The 24,454-nt window shown below is 61.7% G+C and carries 27 protein-coding genes and 1 tRNA gene; 15 read left to right on the forward strand and 13 right to left on the reverse strand.

What is annotated here, in order from left to right; translation table 11 throughout:
- The first annotated feature begins 122 nt into the window (after window positions 1-122).
- Window positions 123-1,181, forward strand: coding sequence for a quinolinate synthase NadA (gene nadA / locus PFU01S_RS14905; protein ID WP_027914230.1), 1,059 nt, complete (start codon window positions 123-125; stop codon window positions 1,179-1,181).
- Window positions 1,182-1,327: 146 nt separating this feature from the next.
- On the opposite strand, the gene PFU01S_RS14910 is transcribed toward nadA, so the two are convergent.
- A complete protein-coding gene (locus PFU01S_RS14910) occupies window positions 1,328-2,764 on the reverse strand; it encodes a M48 family metalloprotease (RefSeq protein WP_027914231.1) in 1,437 nt (478 codons plus the stop codon).
- 121 nt (window positions 2,765-2,885) lie between these two features.
- On the opposite strand from PFU01S_RS14910, the gene PFU01S_RS14915 reads away from it, so the two are divergent.
- Together PFU01S_RS14915 and PFU01S_RS14920 are read left to right on the forward strand one after the other, a co-directional pair.
- The gene (locus PFU01S_RS14915) at window positions 2,886-3,125 is read left to right on the forward strand and encodes a sulfurtransferase TusA family protein (protein ID WP_023536286.1); all 240 of its coding nucleotides are present in this window, start codon (window positions 2,886-2,888) and stop codon (window positions 3,123-3,125) included.
- A gap of 18 nt (window positions 3,126-3,143) precedes the next feature.
- Window positions 3,144-4,214: an AI-2E family transporter gene (locus tag PFU01S_RS14920; RefSeq protein ID WP_027914232.1), complete on the forward strand. Its 1,071-nt coding sequence runs from the start codon at window positions 3,144-3,146 to the stop codon at window positions 4,212-4,214.
- Window positions 4,215-4,256: 42 nt separating this feature from the next.
- Here PFU01S_RS14920 and PFU01S_RS14925 read toward each other — a convergent pair whose 3' ends face one another.
- Window positions 4,257-4,730, reverse strand: a complete 474-nt coding sequence (locus PFU01S_RS14925; RefSeq protein ID WP_023536252.1) for a peroxiredoxin — start codon at window positions 4,728-4,730, stop codon at window positions 4,257-4,259.
- 10 nt (window positions 4,731-4,740) lie between these two features.
- Window positions 4,741-5,301: a glycine cleavage system transcriptional repressor gene (locus tag PFU01S_RS14930; protein ID WP_023536329.1), complete on the reverse strand. Its 561-nt coding sequence runs from the start codon at window positions 5,299-5,301 to the stop codon at window positions 4,741-4,743.
- Between the two features lie 258 nt (window positions 5,302-5,559).
- Here PFU01S_RS14930 and dapA point away from each other — a divergent pair, with 258 nt between their 5' ends.
- The 5 genes from dapA to PFU01S_RS14955 all read left to right on the forward strand — a co-directional run bounded on the left by dapA (window position 5,560) and on the right by PFU01S_RS14955 (window position 9,265).
- The gene (gene dapA, locus PFU01S_RS14935) at window positions 5,560-6,447 is read left to right on the forward strand and encodes a 4-hydroxy-tetrahydrodipicolinate synthase (protein WP_027914233.1); all 888 of its coding nucleotides are present in this window, start codon (window positions 5,560-5,562) and stop codon (window positions 6,445-6,447) included.
- A gap of 15 nt (window positions 6,448-6,462) precedes the next feature.
- Window positions 6,463-7,584: an NlpB/DapX family lipoprotein gene (gene bamC / locus PFU01S_RS14940; RefSeq protein ID WP_027914234.1), complete on the forward strand. Its 1,122-nt coding sequence runs from the start codon at window positions 6,463-6,465 to the stop codon at window positions 7,582-7,584.
- Window positions 7,585-8,343, forward strand: a complete 759-nt coding sequence (locus PFU01S_RS14945; protein ID WP_027914235.1) for an MBL fold metallo-hydrolase — start codon at window positions 7,585-7,587, stop codon at window positions 8,341-8,343.
- A 29-nt stretch (window positions 8,344-8,372) separates the two neighbouring features.
- Window positions 8,373-9,083: a phosphoribosylaminoimidazolesuccinocarboxamide synthase gene (purC, locus tag PFU01S_RS14950; protein WP_023536328.1), complete on the forward strand. Its 711-nt coding sequence runs from the start codon at window positions 8,373-8,375 to the stop codon at window positions 9,081-9,083.
- 92 nt (window positions 9,084-9,175) lie between these two features.
- Window positions 9,176-9,265: transfer RNA gene (locus tag PFU01S_RS14955), tRNA-Ser, on the forward strand.
- A 186-nt stretch (window positions 9,266-9,451) separates the two neighbouring features.
- Here PFU01S_RS14955 and PFU01S_RS14960 read toward each other — a convergent pair.
- The 3 genes from PFU01S_RS14960 to PFU01S_RS14970 form a co-directional block, all read right to left on the reverse strand.
- Window positions 9,452-9,856 (reverse strand): hypothetical protein, encoded by a 405-nt coding sequence (locus PFU01S_RS14960; protein ID WP_028687393.1) that lies wholly within the window; start codon window positions 9,854-9,856, stop codon window positions 9,452-9,454.
- A complete protein-coding gene (locus PFU01S_RS14965; protein ID WP_028687394.1) occupies window positions 9,853-10,317 on the reverse strand; it encodes an ImmA/IrrE family metallo-endopeptidase in 465 nt (154 codons plus the stop codon). The genes PFU01S_RS14960 and PFU01S_RS14965 overlap by 4 nt, the downstream gene beginning before the upstream one ends.
- 162 nt (window positions 10,318-10,479) lie before the next feature.
- Entirely contained in the window at window positions 10,480-10,758 is a 279-nt protein-coding gene (locus PFU01S_RS14970; RefSeq protein ID WP_027914238.1) for a DUF3077 domain-containing protein, read from the reverse strand.
- A gap of 733 nt (window positions 10,759-11,491) precedes the next feature.
- Here PFU01S_RS14970 and PFU01S_RS14975 point away from each other — a divergent pair.
- The 3 genes from PFU01S_RS14975 to PFU01S_RS14985 are packed head-to-tail and all read left to right on the forward strand — an operon-like array spanning window position 11,492 to window position 15,442.
- Window positions 11,492-12,352, forward strand: coding sequence for an SH3 domain-containing protein (locus tag PFU01S_RS14975; RefSeq protein WP_028687395.1), 861 nt, complete (start codon window positions 11,492-11,494; stop codon window positions 12,350-12,352).
- A gap of 8 nt (window positions 12,353-12,360) precedes the next feature.
- On the forward strand, window positions 12,361-14,217 hold the full coding sequence (locus PFU01S_RS14980; protein WP_028687396.1) for a hypothetical protein: 1,857 nt from the start codon (window positions 12,361-12,363) through the stop codon (window positions 14,215-14,217).
- A 10-nt stretch (window positions 14,218-14,227) separates the two neighbouring features.
- The gene (locus PFU01S_RS14985) at window positions 14,228-15,442 is read left to right on the forward strand and encodes a hypothetical protein (RefSeq protein ID WP_027914241.1); all 1,215 of its coding nucleotides are present in this window, start codon (window positions 14,228-14,230) and stop codon (window positions 15,440-15,442) included.
- 160 nt (window positions 15,443-15,602) lie between these two features.
- Here PFU01S_RS14985 and PFU01S_RS14990 read toward each other — a convergent pair whose 3' ends face one another.
- From PFU01S_RS14990 to PFU01S_RS15010, 5 genes are read right to left on the reverse strand one after another with little or no spacing between them, the layout of a single operon-like run.
- Window positions 15,603-16,037 (reverse strand): hypothetical protein, encoded by a 435-nt coding sequence (locus PFU01S_RS14990; protein ID WP_028687397.1) that lies wholly within the window; start codon window positions 16,035-16,037, stop codon window positions 15,603-15,605.
- Between the two features lie 55 nt (window positions 16,038-16,092).
- Window positions 16,093-16,413 carry an AzlD domain-containing protein gene (locus tag PFU01S_RS14995; protein WP_028687398.1) on the reverse strand — a complete coding sequence of 107 codons (321 nt, stop codon included), beginning with the start codon at window positions 16,411-16,413 and terminating at the stop codon, window positions 16,093-16,095.
- Window positions 16,392-17,093, reverse strand: a complete 702-nt coding sequence (locus PFU01S_RS15000; protein ID WP_028687399.1) for an AzlC family ABC transporter permease — start codon at window positions 17,091-17,093, stop codon at window positions 16,392-16,394. Before PFU01S_RS15000 ends, PFU01S_RS14995 begins: the two co-directional genes overlap by 22 nt.
- On the reverse strand, window positions 17,090-17,572 hold the full coding sequence (locus tag PFU01S_RS15005) for a GNAT family N-acetyltransferase (RefSeq protein WP_028687400.1): 483 nt from the start codon (window positions 17,570-17,572) through the stop codon (window positions 17,090-17,092). Before PFU01S_RS15005 ends, PFU01S_RS15000 begins: the two co-directional genes overlap by 4 nt.
- Entirely contained in the window at window positions 17,556-18,302 is a 747-nt protein-coding gene (locus PFU01S_RS15010; protein ID WP_027914245.1) for a 2OG-Fe dioxygenase family protein, read from the reverse strand. The genes PFU01S_RS15005 and PFU01S_RS15010 overlap by 17 nt, the downstream gene beginning before the upstream one ends.
- Before the next feature lie 195 nt (window positions 18,303-18,497).
- Here PFU01S_RS15010 and PFU01S_RS15015 point away from each other — a divergent pair, with 195 nt between their 5' ends.
- Both PFU01S_RS15015 and mqo read left to right on the forward strand, forming a co-directional pair.
- Window positions 18,498-19,358, forward strand: coding sequence for a LysR family transcriptional regulator (locus PFU01S_RS15015; RefSeq protein ID WP_042139635.1), 861 nt, complete (start codon window positions 18,498-18,500; stop codon window positions 19,356-19,358).
- A 239-nt stretch (window positions 19,359-19,597) separates the two neighbouring features.
- Window positions 19,598-21,238 (forward strand): malate dehydrogenase (quinone), encoded by a 1,641-nt coding sequence (gene mqo, locus PFU01S_RS15020; RefSeq protein WP_027914246.1) that lies wholly within the window; start codon window positions 19,598-19,600, stop codon window positions 21,236-21,238.
- 168 nt (window positions 21,239-21,406) lie between these two features.
- Here the strand turns inward: mqo and PFU01S_RS15025 are convergent, their stop codons facing one another.
- Window positions 21,407-21,742, reverse strand: a complete 336-nt coding sequence (locus PFU01S_RS15025; protein WP_027914247.1) for an ArsR/SmtB family transcription factor — start codon at window positions 21,740-21,742, stop codon at window positions 21,407-21,409.
- 48 nt (window positions 21,743-21,790) lie between these two features.
- Between PFU01S_RS15025 and xenA the strand changes: the two genes are divergently transcribed.
- Window positions 21,791-22,882, forward strand: a complete 1,092-nt coding sequence (gene xenA / locus PFU01S_RS15030) for a xenobiotic reductase XenA (protein ID WP_027914248.1) — start codon at window positions 21,791-21,793, stop codon at window positions 22,880-22,882.
- A 9-nt stretch (window positions 22,883-22,891) separates the two neighbouring features.
- Here the strand turns inward: xenA and PFU01S_RS15035 are convergent, their stop codons facing one another.
- On the reverse strand, window positions 22,892-23,779 hold the full coding sequence (locus tag PFU01S_RS15035) for a LysR family transcriptional regulator (protein WP_028687401.1): 888 nt from the start codon (window positions 23,777-23,779) through the stop codon (window positions 22,892-22,894).
- Between the two features lie 141 nt (window positions 23,780-23,920).
- On the opposite strand from PFU01S_RS15035, the gene moaB reads away from it, so the two are divergent.
- Window positions 23,921-24,436 (forward strand): molybdenum cofactor biosynthesis protein B, encoded by a 516-nt coding sequence (gene moaB / locus PFU01S_RS15040; protein WP_028687402.1) that lies wholly within the window; start codon window positions 23,921-23,923, stop codon window positions 24,434-24,436.
- Window positions 24,437-24,454: the final 18 nt, after the last annotated feature.

Below are 24,454 nucleotides of genomic sequence, written 5' to 3' on the forward strand. Positions count from 1 at the left end.
ATAATAATCCGCGCCCGCAGAGGGCCGTGGCGGCCTGCGCCGTCCGGCGCCCTTAGCCGATCTGTCAGGGCCGGGTGATACACTCGATTTGATGCGCGCACGCGCCTGCAGGTCCAGCGATCATGACCCAGATTTCCGAACGCTTGTTGGTTCAGGCTCACCTTGACGCCAAGCAGCCCAATCCGCTGACAGACGAGCAGCAGGCCGAATACCGTGCGGCCATCGCTGCCGAGCTCAAGGCGCAAAATGCCGTGCTGGTTGCTCATTACTACTGCGACCCGGTCATCCAGGCCCTGGCGGAGGAAACCGGCGGCTGTGTGTCCGACTCGCTGGAAATGGCTCGTTTTGGCAAGCAGCACCCTGCCGAGACCGTGATCGTGGCAGGCGTGCGCTTCATGGGCGAAACCGCCAAGATTCTTACGCCCCACAAGCGCGTGCTGATGCCCACCCTCGAAGCGACCTGCTCGCTCGACCTGGGTTGCCCCATCGAAGAATTCTCTGCCTTCTGTGACCAGCACCCCGAGCGTACCGTGGTGGTTTACGCCAACACGTCCGCTGCCGTGAAGGCACGGGCCGATTGGGTAGTCACCTCCAGTTGCGCGCTGGAGATCGTCGAAAGCCTGATGGACAATGGCGAGACCATCATCTGGGGCCCCGATCAGCATTTGGGTCGCTACATCCAGAAGCAGACGGGTGCCGACATGCTGCTGTGGGACGGTGCCTGCATCGTTCATGAGGAGTTCAAGTCGCGTCAGCTCGCCGACATGAAGGCCCTGTACCCGGACGCTGCGGTGCTGGTCCATCCCGAGTCGCCGGAGTCGGTGATCGACCTGGCGGATGCCGTGGGCTCCACCAGCCAGCTGATCAAGGCTGCCCAGACGCTACCGAACAAAACCTTCATCGTCGCCACCGACCGCGGCATCTTCTACAAGATGCAGCAGCTGTGCCCGGACAAGGTATTTGTGGAAGCCCCCACCGCCGGTAACGGCGCGGCCTGCCGCAGCTGCGCCCACTGCCCGTGGATGGCGATGAATACGCTGGAGCGCGTGCTTGATTGCCTGCGCAATGGCGGCGACGAGATCTTCGTCGACCCAGCCTTGGTGCCCAAAGCCATCAAGCCGCTGAACCGGATGCTGGATTTCACCCAGGCGGCCAGGTTGAAACTTTCCGGGAACGCGTGAGGCAAGCGCTGGCTTAAACGCCCATGTTGGCGCAATTACCCTCGTAGAAAAACCTCTGTATGAGCGGTCCGGCGCCCCGGCGAGACCGCTCCTACAGGCGCGCTGCTAAGCCTTGTGAGCGGTTCCGCTCCAGCCCCTAGAACGCCTCAGCGCCCCATCATCTCCCGCACCATGCGCTGCTGCTCCAGGACCTCTCGCTGCCGCTGGTCGATCTGCGAAGCCAGCGGGAAATTCCCCCCAGCGCGGCGCTTGGCATAGTCGAGCTGCTGAATGGCCTGATCGAAGTCCCCCACCAAGGTGAAGTATTCCGCACGCGCCCGGTGCAGGCCGATGGTATTGCCTGATAAGCCTCGCACCTCGGCCATGTCGTACCACACATCCGGATCATCCGGGCGGCTCTTGATCAGGTCGTTCAATACCTGCTCCGCCTCGGCCGGCTTGTTCTGCTTGACCAACAGGTCGGCGCGCACCTGCTTGAGCGGGTAATTACCCGGGTACAGCCCCTGCATACGCTCGGCCCGTTGCTGTGCATCGGCCAGGCGATTGTTGGTGATATCCAGGTCGATCTGCGCCAGGTTGTAGGTAATGTCATTGGGCGCCTTGGCCAGCAGCGGCTTGAGCATCTCCCGAGCCTCGTTGAGCTGACCACCCTTGATCTGTGCCAGCGCCAGCCCATAGCGCGCCGCATCGAGCTTGGGGTCTTCGTCGAGCTGGGCGCGAAAACGCTTGGCCGCAAGCCCCGGCGTACCCTCATACGTCAGCGCTACCCGGGCACGGATCAGCTGATAGCGCAGGCTGTCTTCCACACCGCCTTTCGGCGCCTGCTCGGCTCGGTTACGGGTGTCGGCGATACGCGACTCGGTTACCGGGTGCGTCAGCAGAAATTCCGGCGGCTTGGCGTCGTAACGGTACTGACGCGCCAGGCGTTCGAACATGGTCGGCATGTTGCGCGGGTCGTAGCCAGCCTTTTCCAGGTTCTGGATGCCGATGCGGTCAGCTTCCTGCTCGTTTTGCCGGGAGAACCTGCGCTGTTCCTGAATCGCTGCCGCCTGGGTGCCGGCAATCATGCCGATGCCGGCATCCCCCGCGCCACCGGCCGCCAGCACGATACCGGTAAGCAACGCCGCCATCATCGGCAATTGCATGCGCTGCTGTGCCTCGATGCCCCGGGCGAAGTGACGCTGGGACAAGTGCGCCAGTTCGTGCGCCAGTACCGAGGCGTACTCGCCCTCGGTCTGCGCATTGAGGAACAACCCGCCGTTGACACCCACGATGCCGCCTGGCGCTGCAAACGCGTTGAGTTCGCGGCTGTCGATCAGGATGAATTCCAGGCGACGGTCCTGCAACTGGCTGGTTTCGGCCAGGCGGTACACGCTGGTTTCCACGTAGTCCTTGAGCTGCGGGTCGTTGAGCTGGTTGACCTGGCCGCGCAACAGGCTCAGCCAGGCGCGGCCAAGCTGGTGTTCCTGCTGGGGCGAGACGATCGCCGAACTGGCGTCACCCAGCGACGGCAGGTCGTCAGCATGGCCAGGCAGGGCCATCAGGCAGGCCAGCGTCAGCAGGGTAGGGCGCAGTAGATTCATGCACGAAGCTCGCGTCGGTCAAAGATTGCTACTGTAGCGGGCTCACACGTTGGCGACCAGTGGCGCTATCCTAGGCGGCCGATCAGGCCGTAGGCCGGCATTGCCCTGGAGAGCCCCATTGATGAGCACCCCCCTGACCTGTGACGCCGAGCTCGATGCCAGCGGGCTGAACTGCCCGTTACCACTGCTCAAGGCCAAGATGGCGCTCAATGGGCTGGCCAGTGGTGCCGTACTCAAGGTCATCGCCACCGACGCAGGTTCCCAACGCGACCTGCGCACCTTTGCCAAACTGGCCGGTCATAGCCTGTTGCACGAAACGGCCGAGGCCGGTACCTACACCTACTGGCTGCGCAAGGCCTGAGTCCCACAAGGATCGTTCATGTTCAAAGTGCTACGCGACTGGGTCCAACGCTACTTCTCCGATGAAGAAGCGGTGGTGCTGGCGGTCTTGCTGTTTCTGGCGTTCACGGCGGTGCTCACGCTGGGCGGGATGCTGGCGCCGGTGTTGGCGGGCATGGTGCTGGCGTTTCTCATGCAAGGGCTGGTCAACGCCCTGGAGCGCCTGCGAGTGCCTACAAAACTGGCGGTCCTGCTGGTATTTGCCCTGTTCATGGGCGCACTGGCGGTGTTCATGCTGGTATTGGTGCCGCTGCTGTGGCACCAGCTGATCACCCTGTTCAACGAGCTGCCAGGCATGCTTGGTAAATGGCAGTCATTGCTGCTCCTGCTGCCAGAGCGCTATCCGCACCTGGTGTCGGACGAGCAGGTGCTGCATGCCATCGAGTCGGTCCGCGGCGAGATCGGCAAGTTCGGGCAATGGGCGCTTACCTTCTCCCTGTCCAGCCTGCCGCTGCTGGTCAACGCCATGATCTACCTGGTGCTGGTGCCGATCCTGGTGTTCTTCTTCCTCAAGGACCGTGAACTGATTGGCCGCTGGGTCAGTGGCTACCTGCCGCGTCAGCGCACCTTGCTCAACCGCGTGGGCAGCGAGATGAACCGGCAGATCGCCAATTACATTCGGGGCAAGGGCATCGAAATTCTGATCTGCGGCATTGCGACCTACATAGCGTTCATCACCCTGGGCCTGAACTATGCTGCGTTGCTGGCCCTCCTGGTCGGGCTGTCAGTGGTCGTGCCCTATGTCGGGGCGGTGGTGGTCACCGTGCCGGTGACGCTGATTGCCCTGTTCCAGTGGGGCTGGGGAGACCAGTTCATCTACCTGATGACGGTCTACGCGATCATCCAGGCGCTCGATGGCAACGTGCTGGTACCGCTGCTGTTCTCCGAGGCGGTGAGCCTGCACCCGGTGGCGATCATCTGCGCGGTCTTGCTGTTCGGTGGGTTGTGGGGGTTCTGGGGGATTTTCTTCGCCATCCCGCTGGCTACCCTGATCAAGGCCGTGCTGGACGCCTGGCCTCGCCAGGAGCCCAGCGTGTCGCCCTTGCTCTGACAGGCTTGGGCTGCACCGAGGTTGGCGCAGCCCCTGCTTCGATCAGGCCTGGTTCAGCGTCTGGGCCGCGGCCAGTACCGCATCCACATGGCCGGGTACCTTCACCCCACGCCATTGCTGACGTAGCACACCGTCTTTGTCGATCAGGAAGGTGCTGCGGTCCACGCCCATGTATTCCTTGCCGTACAGCTTTTTAAGCTTGATCACGTCGAACAGCTGGCACAGGGCTTCGTCCTTGTCGCTGATCAACTCGAACGGAAAGCCCTGCTTGGCCTTGAAGTTCTCGTGGGACTTCATGCCGTCGCGCGAGACGCCGAGCACCACGGTATTGGCGGCTTCGAAGGCGCCATGCTGGTCGCGAAAGCCCTGGCCCTGAGTGGTACAGCCTGGAGTACTGTCCTTCGGATAGAAATACACCACCACCTGGCGGCCCTTGAGCGCCGACAGGCTGACCGTCTGCCCGCTGGTCGCCTGGGCAGTGAAGTCGGGGACAGGTTGGTCGAGTGCAACGGCCATGGGAACCTCCTCAGACAGGGTTTTGTGGGCGCCAGGGTTCGATCAGGGCGTCCAGGTTCAGCGCGTCGGCAAAGTCCAGGAACTGGTCGCGCAGCCAGCTGATCTGGGTGCCGGCCGGCAAGATCACCGTGAACTGAGCGTTGAGCATGCTGCTGCCGGTCTGCGGTGCCAGGTAGGTGTCGCAGGTCATGGCTTCGAGCTCGACACGGTGATCGAGGAAGAACTGGCACAGCTCGTTGATGATGTCAGGGCGGTAGGCGGCGCTGACATAGGCCACGTAGGGCAGGGCCTGCGGGCGCACTTCCTGGTCGGCGCTGCGCACCACGTCCAGGGTCAGGCCATGCTTCTTGCCAAGGCCAGGCAGCATGGCCTCAAGGCGCGCCAGGGCATCCCAGCTGCCGCCGACCTGCAAGACCAGTGCGCTGGTCTCGCCATGGCGGCTCAAGCGAGAGGTAACCACCGCGCAGCGGTTTTCGAAGGCTGCGCGGCTCAGTACATTGGCCAGCTCCATGGGGTTGGGCCCCAAGGCGCTGATGACGAGGAATTGTTCGCGGACAGTGGGGGTGGACATGCAGCATTCCTAAAGCGATGAGCGGTCGGTGCAGGACGGGCGAAAGCCTCCTGTAGGCAGCGCTCGGCACTCGCAGGCGAGGACGGGGCGCTGGCGGGGAGCAGGGTCTACGGCCCGGCGGGCCGTGCTGCACCGATCAAAGCATCAAGGGTAGCGAAATAAGGCGCCGAGGGGAATGCTCCGCCCGCCTGCTTCGCTTGTGCAAGGCCGATGCCCCCAGTACCATTACCGCTCTCTTTTTCCGGCAGGAGCAGATACATGATTGCGGGCAGTATGGTGGCACTGGTCACTCCCATGGATGCACAAGGGCGTGTTGACTGGGGCAGCCTCGACAAACTTGTAGACTTCCACCTGGAAAACGGCACCCACGCCATCGTCGCCGTCGGCACCACCGGTGAGTCCGCCACGCTGGATGTCGAAGAACACATCCTGGTCATCAAGCACGTGGTCGAGCGCGTCAAGCGCAGCAAGACCCCGATCCCGGTCATCGCCGGCACCGGTGCCAACTCCACTGCCGAAGCCGTGCACCTGACCCAGAACGCCAAGAATGCCGGCGCCGATGCCTGCCTGCTGGTCGTGCCGTACTACAACAAGCCGACCCAGGAAGGCCTGTACCAGCACTTCAAGCACGTTGCCGAATCGGTCGACATCCCGCAGATCCTGTACAACGTGCCAGGCCGCACCTCCTGCGACATGCAGGCCGAAACCGTAATCCGCCTCTCGACGGTGCCCAACATCATCGGCATCAAGGAAGCCACCGGTGACATGGCCCGCGCCAAGGCCATCATCGAGGGCGTTTCCAGCGACTTCATCGTGCTGTCCGGTGACGATCCAACCGCCGTCGAGCTGATCCTGATGGGCGGCAAGGGCAACATTTCGGTCACGGCCAACGTCGCCCCGCGGCAAATGGCCGACCTGTGCGAGGCCGCCCTTGAGGGCAATGCCGAGAAGGCCCGCGCAATCAACGACACGCTCATGCCCTTGCACAAAGACCTGTTCTGCGAGTCCAACCCGATCCCCGTCAAATGGGCGCTGGTCGAGATGGGCCTGATGAAAAAAGGCATTCGCCTGCCACTGACCTGGCTCAGCGAAGGCTGCCACGACAAAGTCCGTACTGCCCTGCGCCAGTCCGGCGTACTGGTTTAAGAGGAAGTACCCTGCATGAAGCGACTGGCTGGCCTTTCTGCCCTTGCCCTGATCATCTCCAGCACCAGTGGGTGCGGCTGGCTGTGGGGCGAGGATGGTTATTTCCGCGACCGCGGCAGCGATTACCTGCAGGCGCACTCGACCGCGCCCATGCAGCTGCCTTCGGACGTCAGCGGCGTCAAGCGCCTCGACCCCCTGCTGCCCATCCCGCGCAACGTTGCCGACGACAATGTCAGCGGTGAGTACGAAGTGCCGCGTCCGCAGCCGCTGACCGGCGGTGCGGGCCAGGCCAACGACTACAGCTTGCAGCGCAGCGGCAGCAGCCGTTGGGTGCTGGCCCAGCACGCCCCGGCCGAAGTCTGGCCGGTGGCGCGTCAGTTCTTCGAGGACAACGGCTTCCGTATTGCTCAAGAGCGCCCGCAAACGGGCGAATTCAGCACCACTTGGCAGCGTTTCGACGAACTCTCGGCCTCCCTTGGTCAGCGCCTGGCCAGCACGGCCAGCAGCAACGACAGCGAAGTGCGCGTGCGTGTGCGCATGGAGCCCGGCGTGCAGCGCAACACCTCCGAGGTGTACGTGGTCACCGTCGAGCGCCCGGCTGGTAGCAGCGCCGAACCCGACTTCCCGTCCAGCTCCACCAACACCGGCGCCGACGCCCTGCTGGTCGACGAGTTGCTCGCCAGCATGAACCGCAGCGCCGAGAAGGGCGGTTCGGTGTCGCTGCTGGCCGAACGTGATTTCGATGTACCCAACCGCGTCAGCCTGAGCGAAGACGGCAGCGGCAACCCGGTCCTGAACGTGGGCGCCGACCTGGATCGCGCCTGGTCCAGCGTGGGTCGTGCCCTGGAGCAGGGTGGCCAGTGGCGGGTAGAAGACATCAACCGCAGCCTGGGCCTGTACTACATCAACCTGTCCGAAAAACCCGAAGACAAGGAGAACAAGCCTGGCTTCTTCGGTCGAGTGTTCGGCAGCGAGCCCACCAAGGAAGAGCGCGAAGCCCGTGCCGAGCGCTATCAGGTACGCCTGAGCAAAGTGGGTGAGAACGTGCAGGTCACGGTCGAGAAGAACATCAACACCGTGGCTCCGGCCGATGTCGCTCGCCGTGTGCTGAGCGCCATTCAGGACCACCTGGGTTAAGTGCGCTTCGCCGTACTTGGAAGCGGTAGCCAGGGAAACGGCACGCTGATCGCCAGTGGTGATACCTACATCCTGGTCGATTGCGGCTTTTCCCTGCGCGAGACCGAGCGGCGCCTGGCGCTGCTCGGTGTGTCGGCCGCTCAGCTGAGCGCCGTGCTGGTCACCCACGAACATGCCGACCACGTGCATGGGGTTGGTCTGCTGTCGCGGCGCTACAATGTACCGGTCTACCTGAGCCAAGGCACCTTGCGCGGGCTGCGCAAGCCGGTGGAAGTGGCCGGTTTCCTGGCGTGCGGCCAGCGCCTGAGCGTCGGCAGCCTGGAGGTTACGGCATCGCGCGTTGAGCACGATGCCCACGAACCGTTGCAGTACGTGGTCAGCGACGGTACACGCCGTTTCGGCATGCTGACGGACCTGGGCTCGTACGACGCGCGGCTGCTGGACGGCTATCGCGACCTGGATGCGCTGTTGATCGAAGCCAACCATTGCCGCGACATGCTGGCGCGTGGTCACTACCCCTACTTTCTCAAGCAGCGGGTCGGCGGCATGCGCGGGCATTTGAACAACCACCAGGCCGCGAGCCTGGTACATGAGCTGGGCTGGAATACCCTGCAGCACCTGGTGCTGGCCCACCTCAGCAGCAAGAACAACCTGCCACACCTGGCCCGCCAGTGCTTCGTCGACACCCTTGGGTGCGACCCTGACTGGCTTGAGGTGGCAAATCAGGAACACGGGCTCGACTGGCGCGCCATCGCCTAGCCCACCCCTCACGCAAGCGGAGCCCAATCATGGAAAAACGCGACGAACTCTACCGCGGCAAGGCCAAATCGGTTTACAAGACCGATGACGCCGACCGCTTGATCCTGCTGTTTCGCAACGACACGTCGGCCTTCGACGGCAAGCGCATCGAGCAGCTGGACCGCAAGGGCACGGTGAACAACAAGTTCAACGCCTTCATCATGCAGAAGCTCGAAGAAGCTGGCGTGCCGACCCAGTTCGACAAACTGCTGGGCGATAACGAATGCCTGGTCAAGAAGCTGGACATGATTCCGGTCGAATGCGTCGTGCGTAACTACGCAGCCGGCAGCCTGGTCAAGCGCCTGGGCGTGGAGGAGGGCATCAAGCTGGAGCCTTCCACCTTCGAGCTGTTCCTGAAGAATGACGAGAAGGGCGACCCCTTCATCAACGAATCCCACGTTGTCGCCTTCGGCTGGGGCACCGCCGAGCAACTGGTCGAAATGAAGAAGCTGTCGCTCAAGGTCAATGACGTGCTGACCAAGCTGTTCGACGACGCCGGCCTGCTGCTGGTCGACTTCAAGCTGGAGTTCGGTGTCTTCCACGGCCAGATCGTGCTGGGCGACGAGTTCAGCCCCGACGGCTGCCGCCTGTGGGACAAGGAAACCCGCAAGAAGATGGACAAGGACCGCTTCCGTCAGGGCCTGGGCGATGTGATCGAAGCCTACGAAGAAGTTGCCAAGCGCCTGGGCGTGCCGCTGTAAGGCGCACGCACACGCAAGCGTCTGATACCACGCGGTTTTTTTGAAAATAAAGGTTTGCGTTTTCAGAATTCGCTGGTATGATGCGCGGCATTGGAGAGATGCCGGAGTGGTCGAACGGGACGGATTCGAAATCCGTTGTACTGGCAACAGTACCTAGGGTTCAAATCCCTATCTCTCCGCCATACACGTAAAGCCCCGCAGATTTAGGTCTGCGGGGCTTTTTCGTTTTCCGTGATGTCTGGTAACGGGTAAAGTCAGGTAATGCTTTGGATTAATTCCTAATTTACAGCGCAATCCATTGATAGCTGCACGGACGAGCATTGTGGTTTGAACGCCTACGCGAAATACGGCCTTCAAAGAGGCGCGCGTCACTCCTTCTTCAAAAGATCCATGACGTCTTTCGCTGTCTGCAGGCTGGCGGGTAGTAGCGTCTCTTGCGCTTCGGATGGCTTGTCACGGTGGTGGAAATAACGAAGCAAAGCGATAAGCAGAATGGTAGGAATAGAGGCCAATGCCAGGATGATAGGTAGGTCGGTGACAGTGTGGGATTTGAAACTGGCTACGAAATACCATTTCCCCATGGCAATCCTGCCGTTTTCGATGAAAATAAAAGCGACGAGGAGGCTGTAAAAGAAAAGCGCCAAGCCCAGCGCTAACTTGGCAAGTCCCTGCTCCCATTTGAAACGCCAAAGCTCCTTTTCTAGATATCTCGAGAGTAGATTTTCATTGATGCTACTCTCACCTCCCGCTAGGCCTCCGTCTTCCTCGCTCATAGGATCCCAATATTCCTCAATCGGTACTCCATGGCAGCCGTGGAGACGCCGAATGCATTGGCCAGCCGCTTCAAGTCTGTCACTTTTTCTTCGAAAATCATGTGTTTGACCAGGGCAGCCGGCATCAAAAGAGCCGCTGCAAACCGGTTGGCTGCAACTTCCCTGGGGTCGCGTACCGATGCGCTCATTTGACGGTCGGTATCCCTTGGCGCGTCAATATCGCCATTAACGTGATGGCCGATTTCATGGGCAATGGTGAAGCGTTGACGAACTGTGGTTTCAGACGGGTTGTAGGTAATAAGCGGGGCCCCCTCTCGGAACACATAGTGCCCGCTTTCTCGGGAGCCTGGCTCTGCCGGCCGTACCTCGATACCCATTTTCTGAGCAATAGCCTTGGCGTCTACTGGGAGTTTGAAATCCCAATGGGCTTTGAGGACGTCAAGCGCGCTGCTGTACCTCATACCGCCCTCCACGAAACATTCAGCCTGCTTGATGCCGAATCATGTTCCCTTGCACTCCTGCGTCAACCGAATAATTGTGACAGCTCGTCGCTTCCACACCGCCCTGTGTGCTAGAGGCAACGACAGGGCGGCCGGCAATTCGGGCAAGTTGACAGGGAAACCCTACGACCCTTCGTTCATTAACCCGAGCTCCGCATCATCCAGCAGCGCCTTAGCCATCGCGCCTAGGTAATGCGAAGCCCATAGCAATTTCTGGTCGCTTTCCATCAGCCCCTTGATCACCATGTGGCATACATACCCCATCAATTCGGACGCCTGCTCCCTGGCATCCTGGCAGGGTATGCCAGGCTCGATGCGGAACAGCGGGTGTGTGTTGTCATCGCCCTGGTGAAAACGGGTCCTGCCAACGGTGGTGGGTTCATTTTTGTCATCGGTTGGCATTTGTTTAGTCCCCATTCGCCGGTATGAACTGCATCAACGTCCGGTGCGAGCGGGGAGGGTGAGGTGGGTCAGGGACCATCTTGCGCATAAGTAGCTCCAGAGTCAGTCGGGCTGCTACGGCCTTGCTGTCAAACAAGAGGGTGGCAGCGATACGCGGGTTGACAGACCGAGGACTCCGGAGACTCGGCGCACACAAGGTGCCCCACGTACCACCGCCATAAGGGTTGCACGTGTGCGGAGAAGGGGCGGCCTGTCAAAGCCGGTCGTTGATCTGCAACGACCCGCCGAGACTAGAACGCGACCTGCCCCATCGCAACCGTTTGAGCAGCGGGGCAGTATGTTTCGGAAACGGCCTACAAGGAAGGGGATTAATCTGAGTTCCGAGAGCAAAAGTACCGATTCAAAGCGATCCCGGGCCGCTCAGCCATCCGCAACATTTTGTCTTGATCTGCCATTCACCACCTGCGCTACAATGCCGCCTCTGTTCGCCTCTCATGCCTGGACAACACGCCGTAATGACTACGTGCGCCGGGCGATGAGTGCTTCCTGACATGGATTCGTTGGATGCTTTGCGCTTCGCTACACATACCCCTCACTGTTCGCTCACCCGTGGCGTCGCCTTCTGCGGCTTCCACTGGCTCCCCCCTGCAAGCCCATCACACCCACGCCCACGCTGCTGCCCGAGAGGCTGCGGTTTACGGCTGTGCGTCCACTGGAAAATGGAGTGATCCACGTGCATAAGAAATTCATCGCCTCCCTCTTGGCTGTCGCCATCGCCTCGACCACCGCCTGCGCCCAGCTTGGCATCAGCAAAGAACAAGCCGGCACCGTGATCGGCGGCCTGGCGGGCGTTGCCATCGGTTCGACCATGGGCAGCGGCAACGGCAAGCTGGCGGCCGCTTTGATCGCAGGCGGCATCGGTGCCTACGTGGGCAACCGCATCGGCAATATGCTCGATGAAAAAGACCAGCAGGCCTTGGCCTTGCGCACTCAGGAAGTGCTGAGCCAGCAACAGGCCACGGCCAATGCACAGCCGGTGACCTGGAAGTCCGACCACTCCGGCGCCAGCGCGCAGATCGTGACAGGCAAGGAGTACACCAAGACCAAGCAGGTCGAGGTCAAGCGCGCGCCGAAGATCCAGGCCGTTCCGTCGATGAAGCTGATCAACGAACCCTACGTGACCACCAGCGACAACCTCAATGTGCGCGCGGCGCCCAACGCCAAGGGCGAGAAAGTCGGCAGCCTGAAGAACCACACCGAATTCACGGCCGTCGGTTCAACCGGCGACTGGGTGCTGGTAGGGCGCAAAGGCGTGACCGTCGGTTACGTGCACAAGGACTACGTCGAGCCCAAGGCCCAGGCCGTGGCCAAGCGCGTTACCCCGGCGGTGAACCTGGATGAGCTGGACGTGGCGGCCAGTAGCGAAACCCAAGGCTTCGACCTGGATACGCTGCAAAGCCTGCCTACCCAGACCGTCGCTGCCGAAGCGGCTTGCCGCCCCGTGACGGTCAGCCTGAAGTCCAAGGAAGGCAAGACCGAACAGGAACAGAACACCTTCTGCAAACAGGCCAATGGCACCTGGGAACTGATTTGAGAACTTCCATGAAAAAGCACGCCCTTGCGCTCGCCGTGATCGGTGCTTGCGGTTTGGTACCGCAGGCTTTCGCCCACGAGCTGGCGTTTTCCAAGAAGGACAATATCAAGGTCGAAGTGCCCGGTGAGGCCGCGACCTGGTGCAAGCCCGAGGTCGAGCTGACCATCACCCGGCCTGCCTGGGACAACCCGGACATGCTCTCGGGCCTGCTGAACAAGTTGCCGTTCGTGTTCGCCAAGGACTGCTCCACGGCCAAGGTCAGCTGGAAGGCGGTCGATGGCAAGGGCGCGCTGTATGCCAGCGGCGCTGGCAATGCCAGCAACCTGGGCTTGATGAACCTGGCTGCTGCACCTGCCGCCTCCACGGCCCCAGCCCCTCAGCAGACTGAAACACCAGCGCCATCCTCTGCGCCAGCACCAGCAGAGGCACCTGCCCCTGCTGCTACACCTGCGCCTGCCGAGGCGCCAGCACCAGCCGTGGCGGCTGCCCCTACGCCGGCCGCCAAGCCAGAACCGGCCGCTGTTCCCACCCCAGCGCCCGCACCTGAACCGGCGCCAGCGCCTGCCGTCGCGCCCAAGGCAGCCGGCGCCGCTGTGACGGCAGCCCCCACCTCGGACTATGGCCGCTCAGTGGTGCTGAAAAACAGCAAGCTGATGCAGATCACTGATGCTGCGGGCTGCAAGTGGGTGCTCAATAGCACCATCATCAGTGAAGGCGACAGCCTCACGTTCGGCACCACGCCAGCCATGCCCTGTCCGGCTTCCGGCTTTGGTGCGGGCAATTTTGAGAAGATCAGCTGGAAAGCCGAAGGCACCTACCGCGGCAACGACTGGAATCGCATCTACGTCCACCCCAGCGCCTTGATGTTCAGCAGGCGTTACGAGGCGGCGGTCAAGGACAAGTCGGTCAGCTACCTCACGGCCGAAGCGGACCAGGTGGCGTTGCTGGTGGGTGAAATTCCCGATCGGAACATGAAGGTGTACCTGGCGTTCGCCCGTCCTACCTACGGCGCCGTAGGGCCGTTCCTCGCCGACCCGTACTACGTCGGCGTAACCCCGGACGACGCCTTCGCCCTGGACCCGGCGAAATACAAGGAAACTGCGCTGCAGGCCTTCGACCTGATCAAGAACGCATCGCCGAGCACCACCGATGTGGCCGACCTGCTCATCGTCAAGGACCTGTCGGCCATTTCCAATAGAATCTGGGGTAACGACGACCAGAAGATCGTGCGCAACCGCATCGGCATGGGCCGCCAGGGCCTGTACTTCGATGTGCGCAACGGCACCAACTGGGCGCAGCAGCGCGAGAAGCAGCGCGTGCGTGAAGCCCGCAATCGTCAGCAGCAGTTGGCCTGGGAGCACACCCGTGTGCTTGAGCGCTACCAGCAGTTGCAGGAGCGCATGGGTGAATTCAAGGGGCGTGAAACCGAGGCACTGGCGCAGATGGCCGGCATCAAGGTGCGTTTCCCTTCGCCGCTGCAGCAGCAGGACCCTACGTCGTCGCAGAACGTGACGCCGATGATGGTGCATGTCACCGGCAAGAAGGGCGAGTTCTACACCGTCGACTACCCAGGCGAAGGGCGTCTGCTTGCCGAGCAGCAATACCCCGAAGGCTGGTACGTGGCCCAGGTTGCCAACGCCACCCCTTACTACCCGCTCGAAGACGGTCGCGCCATTCCTACCTACCGCGCCTACAGTGTGGGCGAGCCGAAGGCCTGCGAGCAGGAGCGCTGCGCCGATCGCGTGTCTTATGGCGCCGTGCTGGCCAAGGAATTCCCCAATGCAGGCATCGACTCCAACTGGACGCCCGAAGTCTCCCAACAGTTTGTGAACGACTGGAAAAACGCGTCGGCACAGGTCCAGTAAGGCATAACCCATGATCAAGCAGATGAACGCAAAGCAGAAGTTGATTGGCGGTGTGGCGGTCGTGGCGGTAGCGCTCGGCGTCACCTATGCCGTGGTGTCGAGCAGTGGCAAGAAGCAAGCCATGGCGTACTACGAAGACTTCAAAGAACGCTACTTCCTTGAAGACGTGCTGTCCGAAGGCGACATTTCGTACTCGGCGCTCTCCGGTAACCTGACAGTGGCCGACCCAGAGGTCCGTGTGGCCGCCGTGCAGACCAACGGCGCGCAACAGTTCATGCGCAGCATGGCCGGCGTGATGGCCTCGATGCGCGGCATGGACATGCACGAAGGCTTGGGCAACTGGGCCGAGTACCAGATGAACGCACTTGAATCACGCTACGTGACCGGCGTTTTCCTGAAGGCCGATGCGTTGAAACTGTCGCACAGCGGTGACAGCAAGGATGGCGAGATCCATGTCCAGTTGCTGGGCATGCAGATGGCCGACCCGTATATCGCGGCCCAGGGCCAGGACATCGTCCGTGTCGCCGATGTGAGCGACGAAATCCAACCGACCGCCGAGCTGACGGCCAACGGCCGCGCGAGCCAGGCGAAGATGCCTTGGGGGGTGAACCTGGCGGCGCGCCAGCCTGTCACAGGCGCTTTCCTGGTCAACAGCACAGGGCAATTCGGGACCAGGATCGACCTGGACCTCACGTTGCAGCGCTCCAGCGATGGCGAGGGCGTGATGACGTTCGTGGTCACTCACCGCAACGACGGTTCGAAGGTGGGCGAAATCGTGCGCAAGGCTACCTTGCACTCGATGCCCGAACTCGATGATGTGCAGGCCCAGTTCAAGGCAGCCCTGGGCGGTCAGATCGTCGCCGCCTTCAGCCCGCCTTCTGGCCTGGCCATGTTCAGCGAGGCAGTGTCGGAACTGGCGCGCAAGGCCAAGGTGGAGCGCTATGAGCTCAGCTACAGCGGCTTCAAGCCCGTGCGTACGGCCTTCGAAGCCTTCCAGCACACCACGCCCAACGCCAAGTTTGCCGACTTCTGCCAAGCGGTAGGGTTTTCTAGCTGGAGCAGCGACTTTGGCACCAAGGCCAAGCAGCACAGCGATTCGGAATGCGCCATTGCGCAGAAGCTGGCGGCTGGGGACGACTTCGAGGAAACCTACACCTTCAAGGAAGGCAAGAGCCTTTACGCCGCGTTGTTCGTGAGCAAGGCGTATGAGCTGGAGACGAACTAGGAGGTTGTTGGGGCGGGCCGTGTGCTAACCGCCTGCATGCCCGGGCCGCGTTGCGGCCCATCGCGGCCGGTCCGGTGCCCCGGCAAGGCCGTTCCCACACGGACTGTGTGACGCCTGAGTTAGCGGCCTTGCCGTTACGCCCCCCCTGGGCGTCACCCACCTACCACACCCGCTCATCCCCCACATCTTCAAGCACCTGCCCCAAATCCAACTCAACGGACAGTGCAATCAAACTGGCATGTCCATCCTCGCCCTCAGGCCAAACCGTCACCTGGGTGTCCGCTGCCAGCACAAGCTGGTCGCCGCTTCTCATCATCTGCTGCGTGCCATCGGCATTGATAACCCTCAAGCCACCGGCGGTGGCGAACAGCAGCAGGTCGTTGACCGGGCTCAGCCGGGCTGCAGCACGCAGGTGGCGGTACTCCACGATCCAGCCCTCGGCCAGAAACGTCTTGCTCAGCTGGTAGTTCAGCGAGCACTTGAGCGACAGGTCATCCAGTGCCGCGATGACCTGGTCATGTGGCAAGCCCTTGGGCATGAGGCGGGCAAACTCGCTCAGGTTTGCCAGTGTCACGTGTTTACGGGCAGGGCTCATGCCGGTGTCCTTGTAGATTCGATGCCGTTACGCACAGGTGCAATTGAGATCGACGTCACGCCACAAGCGTGATGGCGACGTGCGCGGCAATGCCTGCCGCCACGCTGAAAATCAAACTCCGGGTGAAGTAGGCCACGATCACCACCGGCACGGCGGCCAGCATGTCGGCGTTCATGGCCATCAGCGAGCCGTCCTTGGCCATCAGCAGCGCGGGCACGGTGATGCTGGCGATGATCGCCACGGGCAGGTACTCGATGACGTCGTTGAACACCTTGGGCGTGCCCTGCATTCGGAACAGCAGGGGCGTGGCCCGGGTGAAGTAGGTGATGGCCATCATCAAGGCCACCGCGCCGATCAGGTATTTTTCTTCAGGCATAGGCCTACTCCGCAGCCCACGGCCGTAGCCATGAACACATTCAAAGGGGAGGGGTACAGCGCGTTGAGCAGGCAGGTCGCGGCAATCACCACCAGGGCGATGATCAGCTTGGGCCGGCTGTTGCACAGCGACACCAGCACGAAGATCATCATGGCGGTCAGCGCGTAGTCCAGCTTGAATGCAGAGAAGCGACTCAGCGCATCGGAGGCCACGGCGCCGAGCAGGGCGCCGGCAATCCAGCTGGCGTGGCACCAGGTGTTGAACTGCAGCAGGTAGCCAGGCGGGGTGTACTTGCCGGCTTGCAGGCGTTGGCTGTGCAAGGCGAACGATTCGTCGGTCAGGCCAAAGGCATACATCAGCTTTTGCGACCTGGAGATGCCCAGCCCATCGCTCTGCTTGGCCATGTACATGGCCATGAGCATGTGCCGCGAATTGATCAGCAGCGTTGACAACGCGATGGTCAGCAACGGCGCACCCGAGGTGATCAGCGCCAGCGCCGCGAACTGCGCGGCGCCTGCGTAGACGAACACGCACATCGCCACCGGGAGCCACAAGGGCAGCCCGGCGTTGATGCACATCACGCCAAACACGAAGCTCACGACGAAGTAGCCGGTGATCACCGGCAAGGCATCGACGAAGCTTTCCCTGCGCGAGACCGGGTGCAAGGCGAGGTCGGTCATAGATCGACCTCGCAGGTGATCTCGCCGCGCGTCTGGCTGAAGCCTTGTCGGTTCCAGAACCGCACAGCCGACGCATTGTCCTGGTCGATGAACAGGAACACCCGGCGGATGCCATGCTGACGGAAGTCGTTGAGGATCGAGTTGGTCAGGGACGTGCCGATGCGGCTGTGGCGATAGTCCGGCGACACTGCCAGGTGGTTGATGGTACCGCGTGTACCCATCGTCCCCCCGGCCACGGCACCGATGATCGCCCCGCTGTGGTTTTCCGCCAGGTAGCAGAACGTGTTGTCATGGCTCAACAAGCCCTTGAGCAGGTCCTCGCTCTGCCAGTCACAAAACGCAATCTCGTCGAACCGCTTGAGGAAATTGACCAGGCGCGTGGCATGAAACGGCGTGGCCTTCTTGATGGTCAGGCCGTTCATGCGGTCGGGCACGGCAACGCTGCGCGTTGCCTGCTCAAGGCTATTTGACAATGTCATGTTCGGTCCCCGGCCGGGAGAAGGAGATGGCGATGATCTGCCGATAGCCCATTTCCGATTCGCTGGGGTTGGTGGCCGGAGTAACGTAGTGCTGCAGCTCGCGGTCGAGGAAATACGTGGTGTCGAGAATTTCCTGGTAGGTGCCGGAGTCGATCACGTTCGACTGTTTGTCATAGACCTTGCTGGTGGCGCCTTCGATGTTATGGCGGCCCCAGAAGTGCACGCCGCTGAAAGGGTAGCCATCGCAATGGATGCCTTCTGGCGTGATTTCGATCTGCTCGCCGGGTTTGACCTCGATGCGGATCTGGTGAACCTGGCATTGCCAAGGCACGTTGTGCAGCTCTTCGGGCAGCACGGCCTTGTACACATCGAAGTCCAGCTTGATCAGGGCGCGCAGCACCGGTGAGTTGAAGACATCGCTGGACACATCGTCAAAGTGGCGCCGCATGCCACCCACATACTGGTTATGGGCCTCGGACTGTTCATAGGCACGGTGTTCGAGCTGCTGCAGCTCGCCGGTCGCCGGGTTGAAGTCGAAATCGCTGTAGCGGCGATAGCGGGTACCCTTGTCGGCCTGGCCGTAGTACTTGTCCACGCCCATGGTTTCCCAGCTCTTGGAGAACGCCACGAAATGGCCAAAACCGCCATTCAATGCGAAGTCCTTGCCCAGCACGTTGACTGTCTTGTTCAGGCGCAGTGCGTCATCAATATTCCGTTTGAGTGTAAGCATTGGCATCTCTTCCCGTTGAAATCTGGGCGCCAATCTAGCAGGCGAAATGATGGCAGAAACTTCACTTTTTTTTGAGGTGCCTCAACCGCCGCTTGTTGCCAGCCGACGTACCGAGCAGACAGCGGCGGCGGTTGTGCGTTATCCTTCCAGGCCTTGTTGCATGCGGGCTTGAGCACGTCTTGGGAGGGGTGTCGAATGGATATCAAGGTGCTGCGAAACATCGCCAACGTCGCGAGAACGGGGTCGATCACCGATGCCGCCGAGCAGGTCCACGTGACGGTGCAGGCGCTGGCGGCGCAGTTGAAAAAACTGGAGGATCACTGCGGCTTCAAGCTGTTTGACCGCACCAACAAAGGCGTGTCGCTGACGCAGGAAGGGGTCGGGATCCTGCCCCATGTGCTGGAGATCGTGCGCTGCTCCGAACGCATGCAACTGAAGATAAAGCAGCTGCGCGAACGCCAAAGCCAGCCATTGCGGGTCGCCCTGAACAGCACCCTGTCGATGGAGATCAACCAGCAGATCATGGCGGGTGTGGCCAGCAACCTGTCCGGGTGCAGCCCCATCTTCAGCTGTTCCGAATCCCCCGACAACCTCACCAAGCTGGCCAAGGGCGAAGCCGACATGGTGGTGATCCTGGGCGACAGCATGCCCGAGGGGTTCTATTCGGTTTCGCTCAAGGGCCTGCGCATCGAGGTAGTGGCCTGCTCGGTCAGTGGCGACACCGCCCCGTCGGTGGTCATCAAGCCGTTGCCCGAATGCCCGTACGCCTCCATCTTCTCGCGCTTCGCCAACCACCAGGGCGGCGGGCTCGAGGCAGCGACCGTGTTCCATTCCGGCAGCGAGATCGTCAGCGTGTCGATGATCAAGAGCTTCGGCGGCATGGGCGTGCTGTCGCGGGCTGTGGCCGAGGCGAACGACTTGCACGTCTGGGAGGGGTATTCCGAATACCTCGATGTGTACCTGGTGATGAAGGAGCCCTGGATCGTGGAGGAGGAGTTTCCTCAGTTCTACCCCAAGACGGCGCCGATGCACGCCTTCGAGTCGATCAATGCCTGAAGGGCCGTCAGCCTGAGACAACCTGTCGTCTTGCGCTTGGCCGCCCAATTTGTTTGTGCTGGCATTTCGGTTACAATCGGAAAAACGATTCAGTGATGTAGGTCAATGCGACAAAAGCCTGATTCGTTTTCCGGTTCTCTGGCTGCTGAACAATGATCAATAACAAGCCTGCGCTGAAGAACACGCGTTACCTGGGTCAGCCACAGGCCCACCTCCGTTCTCCTGACTGGAATTGATCAATGTTCAAGAAAGCTGGCAAGACCTTGCTGGGTCTGGCTGTCGCTGCAACTGTCATGCACGCACACGCCGCAGAAACCAAGAAAGTCGACGTACTGTTGGTCGGCGGCGGCATCATGAGCTCCACCCTGGCCGTCTGGCTGCACGAGCTGGAGCCGAGCTGGTCGATGGAGATGGTCGAGCGCCTGGACGGCGTGGCCGAAGAAAGCTCCAACGGCTGGAACAATGCCGGTACCGGTCACTCCGCGCTGGCTGAGCTGAACTACACCCCCGAAGACAAAGACGGCAACATCAACATCTCCAAGGCCATCGAGATCAACGAAGCCTTCCAGATTTCCCGTCAGTTCTGGTCCTGGCAGGTACGCCAGGGCGTGTTGAAGAACCCACGCGCGTTCATCAACACCACGCCGCACATGAGCTTCGTGTGGGGCGACGACAACATCAAGTTCCTGAAGAAGCGTTATGAAGCGCTGCAGGCAAGCCCGCTGTTCCGCCCGATGCAGTACTCCGAAGATCACGCGCAGATCGCCAAGTGGGTCCCGCTGATGATGGAAGGCCGTGACCCGGCCCAGAAGCTGGCCGTCACCTGGACGCCAATCGGCACCGACGTGAACTTCGGCGAAATCACCCGCCAGTTCGTCGGTCACCTGCAGACCCAGCAAGGCTTCGACCTGAAGCTGTCCAGCGAAGTGCAGGACATCAGCCGCAACAAGGACGGCTCCTGGCACGTCGAGTACAAGAACCTGAAGGACGGTAGCAAGTCGGCTACCGATGCCAAGTTCCTGTTCATCGGGGCCGGTGGCGGCGCGTTGAAGCTGCTGCAGAAGTCCGGTATTCCGGAAGCCAAGGAATATGCAGGCTTCCCGGTGGGCGGCTCGTTCCTGGTGACCGAGAACCCAACCGTTGCCATGCAGCACATGGCCAAGGCCTACGGCATCGCGTCCACCGGTGCGCCGCCCATGTCGGTACCTCACCTGGACACCCGCGTGCTCGACGGCAAGCGTGTGATTCTGTTTGGCCCGTTCGCGACCTTCTCGACCAAGTTCCTGAAGAATGGCTCGTACCTGGACCTGCTCAGCAGCACCACCACCCACAACCTGTGGCCAATGACCCGCGTGGGCATCGACCAGTATCCGCTGGTGGAATACCTCGCAGGCCAGCTGATGCTGTCTGACGACGACCGTTTCGACGCGCTGCGCACCTACTTCCCGAATGCCAAGAAGGAAGACTGGAAACTGTGGCAGGCCGGTCAGCGCGTGCAGATCATCAAGCGTGACGAAGAGAAGGGCGGCGTGCTGAAGCTGGGCACCGAAGTGGTGGCCTCTCAGGACCGCACCATTGCAGGTCTGTTGGGCGCCTCGCCAGGTGCATCGACTGCTGCGCCGATCATGCTGAACGTGCTGGAAACCGTGTTCAAGGAGAAGGTCGCTACTCCAGAGTGGCAGGCCAAGATCAAGGAAATCGTTCCAAGCTACGGCACCAAGCTGAACGACTCGGCCGCTGCTACGCAGAAAGAGTGGAACTACACCGCCGAAGTGCTGCAATTGGCCAAGCCGCCGGTCATCGACGAAAGCGTCGGTACCAGCGCAGTCGCGCCAAGTCAGCCGGTTGAAAGCAAGCCCGAGAACGACATGGCCCTGTAATTCACGGCCCTGATGTAATCGAAAAGCCACGGGGGTCACCCCGTGGCTTTTTTTTTGCGCGGTTTACGGCAGGCAGGGCGCAGGCGAGGTCGCGCCTTCGCAGGCATTCGGCAGCCTTGAGGGTGCAGGAGGCGATTGCTTAAGAGAATCCGGGCAAGCGCAGGTCGCTCAGACCTGGCGCAAAATGCAGTCCAGCAACCCCGGAAAACGCTCCCCGAGCATGTCGCTGCGCAGCGAGTTCATGTGCGTGGTGCCCACATTGCGGGTGTGTACCAGCCCTGCGTCCCTCAACACACGAAAATGGTGGGACATGCTCGACTTGGGCCTCCCTCCGTCCAGCTCGCCGCAACTGGCCTCGGTCACCCCAGCAAGATGGCGGACGATGCCCAGGCGCACCGGGTCGCTCAAGGCGTACAGCACGCGTTCGAGAATAAGGTCATCTGGATTGGGATGTTTGTAGGCTCGCATGGTCTGCATGATACCGGGGCTTTTCATTATTGCCATAGTTCGATTATGATCGAACTACAGTATTCAATGATCCTGGAGTGTTCCATGGCAGCCCTGTTCGAACCCTATACCCTCAAAGACGTCACCCTGCGTAACCGCATCGCCATCCCGCCGATGTGCCAATACCGCGCTGAAGACGGCATGATCAACGACTGGCACCACGTGCACCTGGCTGGCATGGCCCGAGGCGGCGCCGGTCTGTTGGTGGTCGAGGCCACGGCGGTATCGCCCGAAGGCCGCATCACCCCAGGCTGCGCCGGCATCTGGAGCGATGCCCATGCCCAGGCGTTCGTGCCCGTGGTGCAGGCGATCAAGGCGGCCGGCTCCGTGCCCGGCATCCAGATCGCCCACGCCGGTCGCAAAGCCAGCGCCAACCGCCCATGGGAAGGCGATGATCACATCGCAGTCGATGATCCACGTGGCTGGGAAACCATCGCCCCGTCGGCCATCGCCTTCGGTGCCAACCTGCCCAAGGTGCCGCGCGCCATGACCCTGGACGACATCGCCCGGGTCAAGCAAGACTTCGTCGATGCAGCGCGCCGTGCACGCGACGCCGGCTTTGAGTGGATCGAGCTGCACTTTGCCCACGGTTACCTGGGCCAGAGCTTCTTCTCCGAGCACTCCAACCAGCGCACCGATGCCTACGGTGGCAGCTTCGAAAACCGCAGCCGGTTCTTGCTCGAAACCCTGGCAGCGGTACGCGAAGTGTGGCCTGAGCACCTGCCGCTGACAGCTCGCTTCGGGGTGCTGGAATACGATGGGCGTGACGAGCAAACCCTGGAAGAGTCCATCGAGCTGGCGCGCCGTTTCAAGGCCGGCGGCCTGGACCTGCTGAGCGTAAGCGTGGGCTTCACCATTCCCGATACCAACATTCCATGGGGCCCTGCCTTCATGGGCCCGATTGCCGAGCGCGTACGCCGCGAAGCCGGTATCCCCGTCACCTCGGCATGGGGCTTTGGCAAGCCGGAACTGGCCGAGGCGGCCGTACGGGCCGAGCAACTGGACCTGGTCTCGGTCGGTCGTGCTCATCTGGCTGACCCGCACTGGGCGTATTTCGCGGCCAAGGAGCTGGGCGTGGAGAAGGCTGCCTGGACCTTGCCAGCGCCCTATGCACACTGGCTTGAGCGGTATCGCTAACGGTCGCCGTCAGGGCGTTTTAAGTACCAACTGCGCCTCGGCGAAGCACTGCTCGGCAATTGCCGAGCGGGGCTCGCTGCGGCGCAGTAGCAGGCCTACCGGGCTGTGGATGGCGGCATCGGTGACCGGCACGATGCGCAGGTGCTCGCTGAGGCTTTCCAGGCCGCAGCCCAGCGGCATGATGGCGCAGCACAGGCCAGTGGCGATGGCCTGGATCAGCTGAAAGCTGGAGTCGCTTTCCAATACAGCATTCGGTTCCAGGCCGCGGCTACGGAAGCTCAAGTCCAGCGACTGCCGGTAATGCATCCCCTTGCTCAACAGGCCCAGTGGCGTATCGCCCAGCTGGTCCCAGCGCAGGTTTTGGGCGTCGAACTGAAAATGCCGGGTATCGTGCAGCAGGCCCATGGTCGTGGTACCCAGCTCGATGACGTCGAAAAACTGCGTGTTGACCTGGTCCAGGTAGCAGATGCCCAAGTCCAGTTGGTTACGGCTCAGGCCGTCGATCACCTGTTCGGAGCTGAGCGAGCTGAGCTCGAAGTGCAGGCCCGGGTACTTGGCCCGCAACGGCAGCAGCAGTTGCATCGGGTTGAAACTGGCCAGCGGCACCGTGCCCAGGCGCAGGCTCCCCACCACTTGGCCGCGGCAATGGGCCGCCTCGGCGTGCAAGCCGTCATGGGCGGCCAGCAGGGTCCGTGCCCAGGCCAGGATGCGTTCGCCGGCCTCGGTGAACCCTTCGAACCGCTGACCGCGCTTGACGAGCACCAGGTCCAGTTCGTCTTCCAGGTTGCGCAGGCGCATGGACAACGTGGGCTGGGTGATGTGGCACAACGCAGCCGCCTGGCCAAAATGGCGAGTCTGGTCGAGGGCGATGAGAAACTTCAGTTGCTTGATATCCATGCCTGCGCCTGCTAAAGGGTTGCGCCGACAGTAACGTACCGTGGCGATAGATGCCATTGATCGAGCCGTTTGCGCTATCGATTGGACGCTGGCAGCGCATGTTACTAGCGTGACCGCCACCTCATTGGAAGGAGCTGTGCTGTGCGTGTTCAACCTGATGCGGTGTTCGTGCCGCTCAACATCGCTGTCTTGACCGTCAGCGATACCCGCACTGTCGAGAGCGATACCTCAGGTGCGCTGCTGGCGGACCGCTCGGTGGACATGGGTCACCACCTGATTGCACGGGTTCTGCTCAAGGATGATCTTTACAAAATCCGCGCTCAGGTGGCGACCTGGATTGCCGACGAGCAGGTGCAGGTGGTGTTGATCACAGGTGGCACAGGCTTTACCGACAGGGACACCACCTTGGAGGCAGTCGAATGCCTGCTGGAACGGCACGTGGACGGGTTCGGCGAGCTGCTGCACGCCCTGTCCATTCTGGATGTCGGCTCCTCGGCCGTCCAGCGCCGCGCCTTGGCAGGGCTGAGCAATCATACGCTGGTCTGTTGCCTGCCAGGTTCTACCGGGGCCTGTCGTACTGCCTGGGAAGGCATCCTTGCCGAACAGCTCGACGCCCGGCACCGGCCTTGCAATTTCGTCAAGCACGTGCGGCTTTAGCAGGAGCAGGTGCCTACC

This window comes from Pseudomonas fulva NBRC 16637 = DSM 17717, from assembly GCF_000730565.1.
GTDB lineage: Bacteria > Pseudomonadota > Gammaproteobacteria > Pseudomonadales > Pseudomonadaceae > Aquipseudomonas > Aquipseudomonas fulva.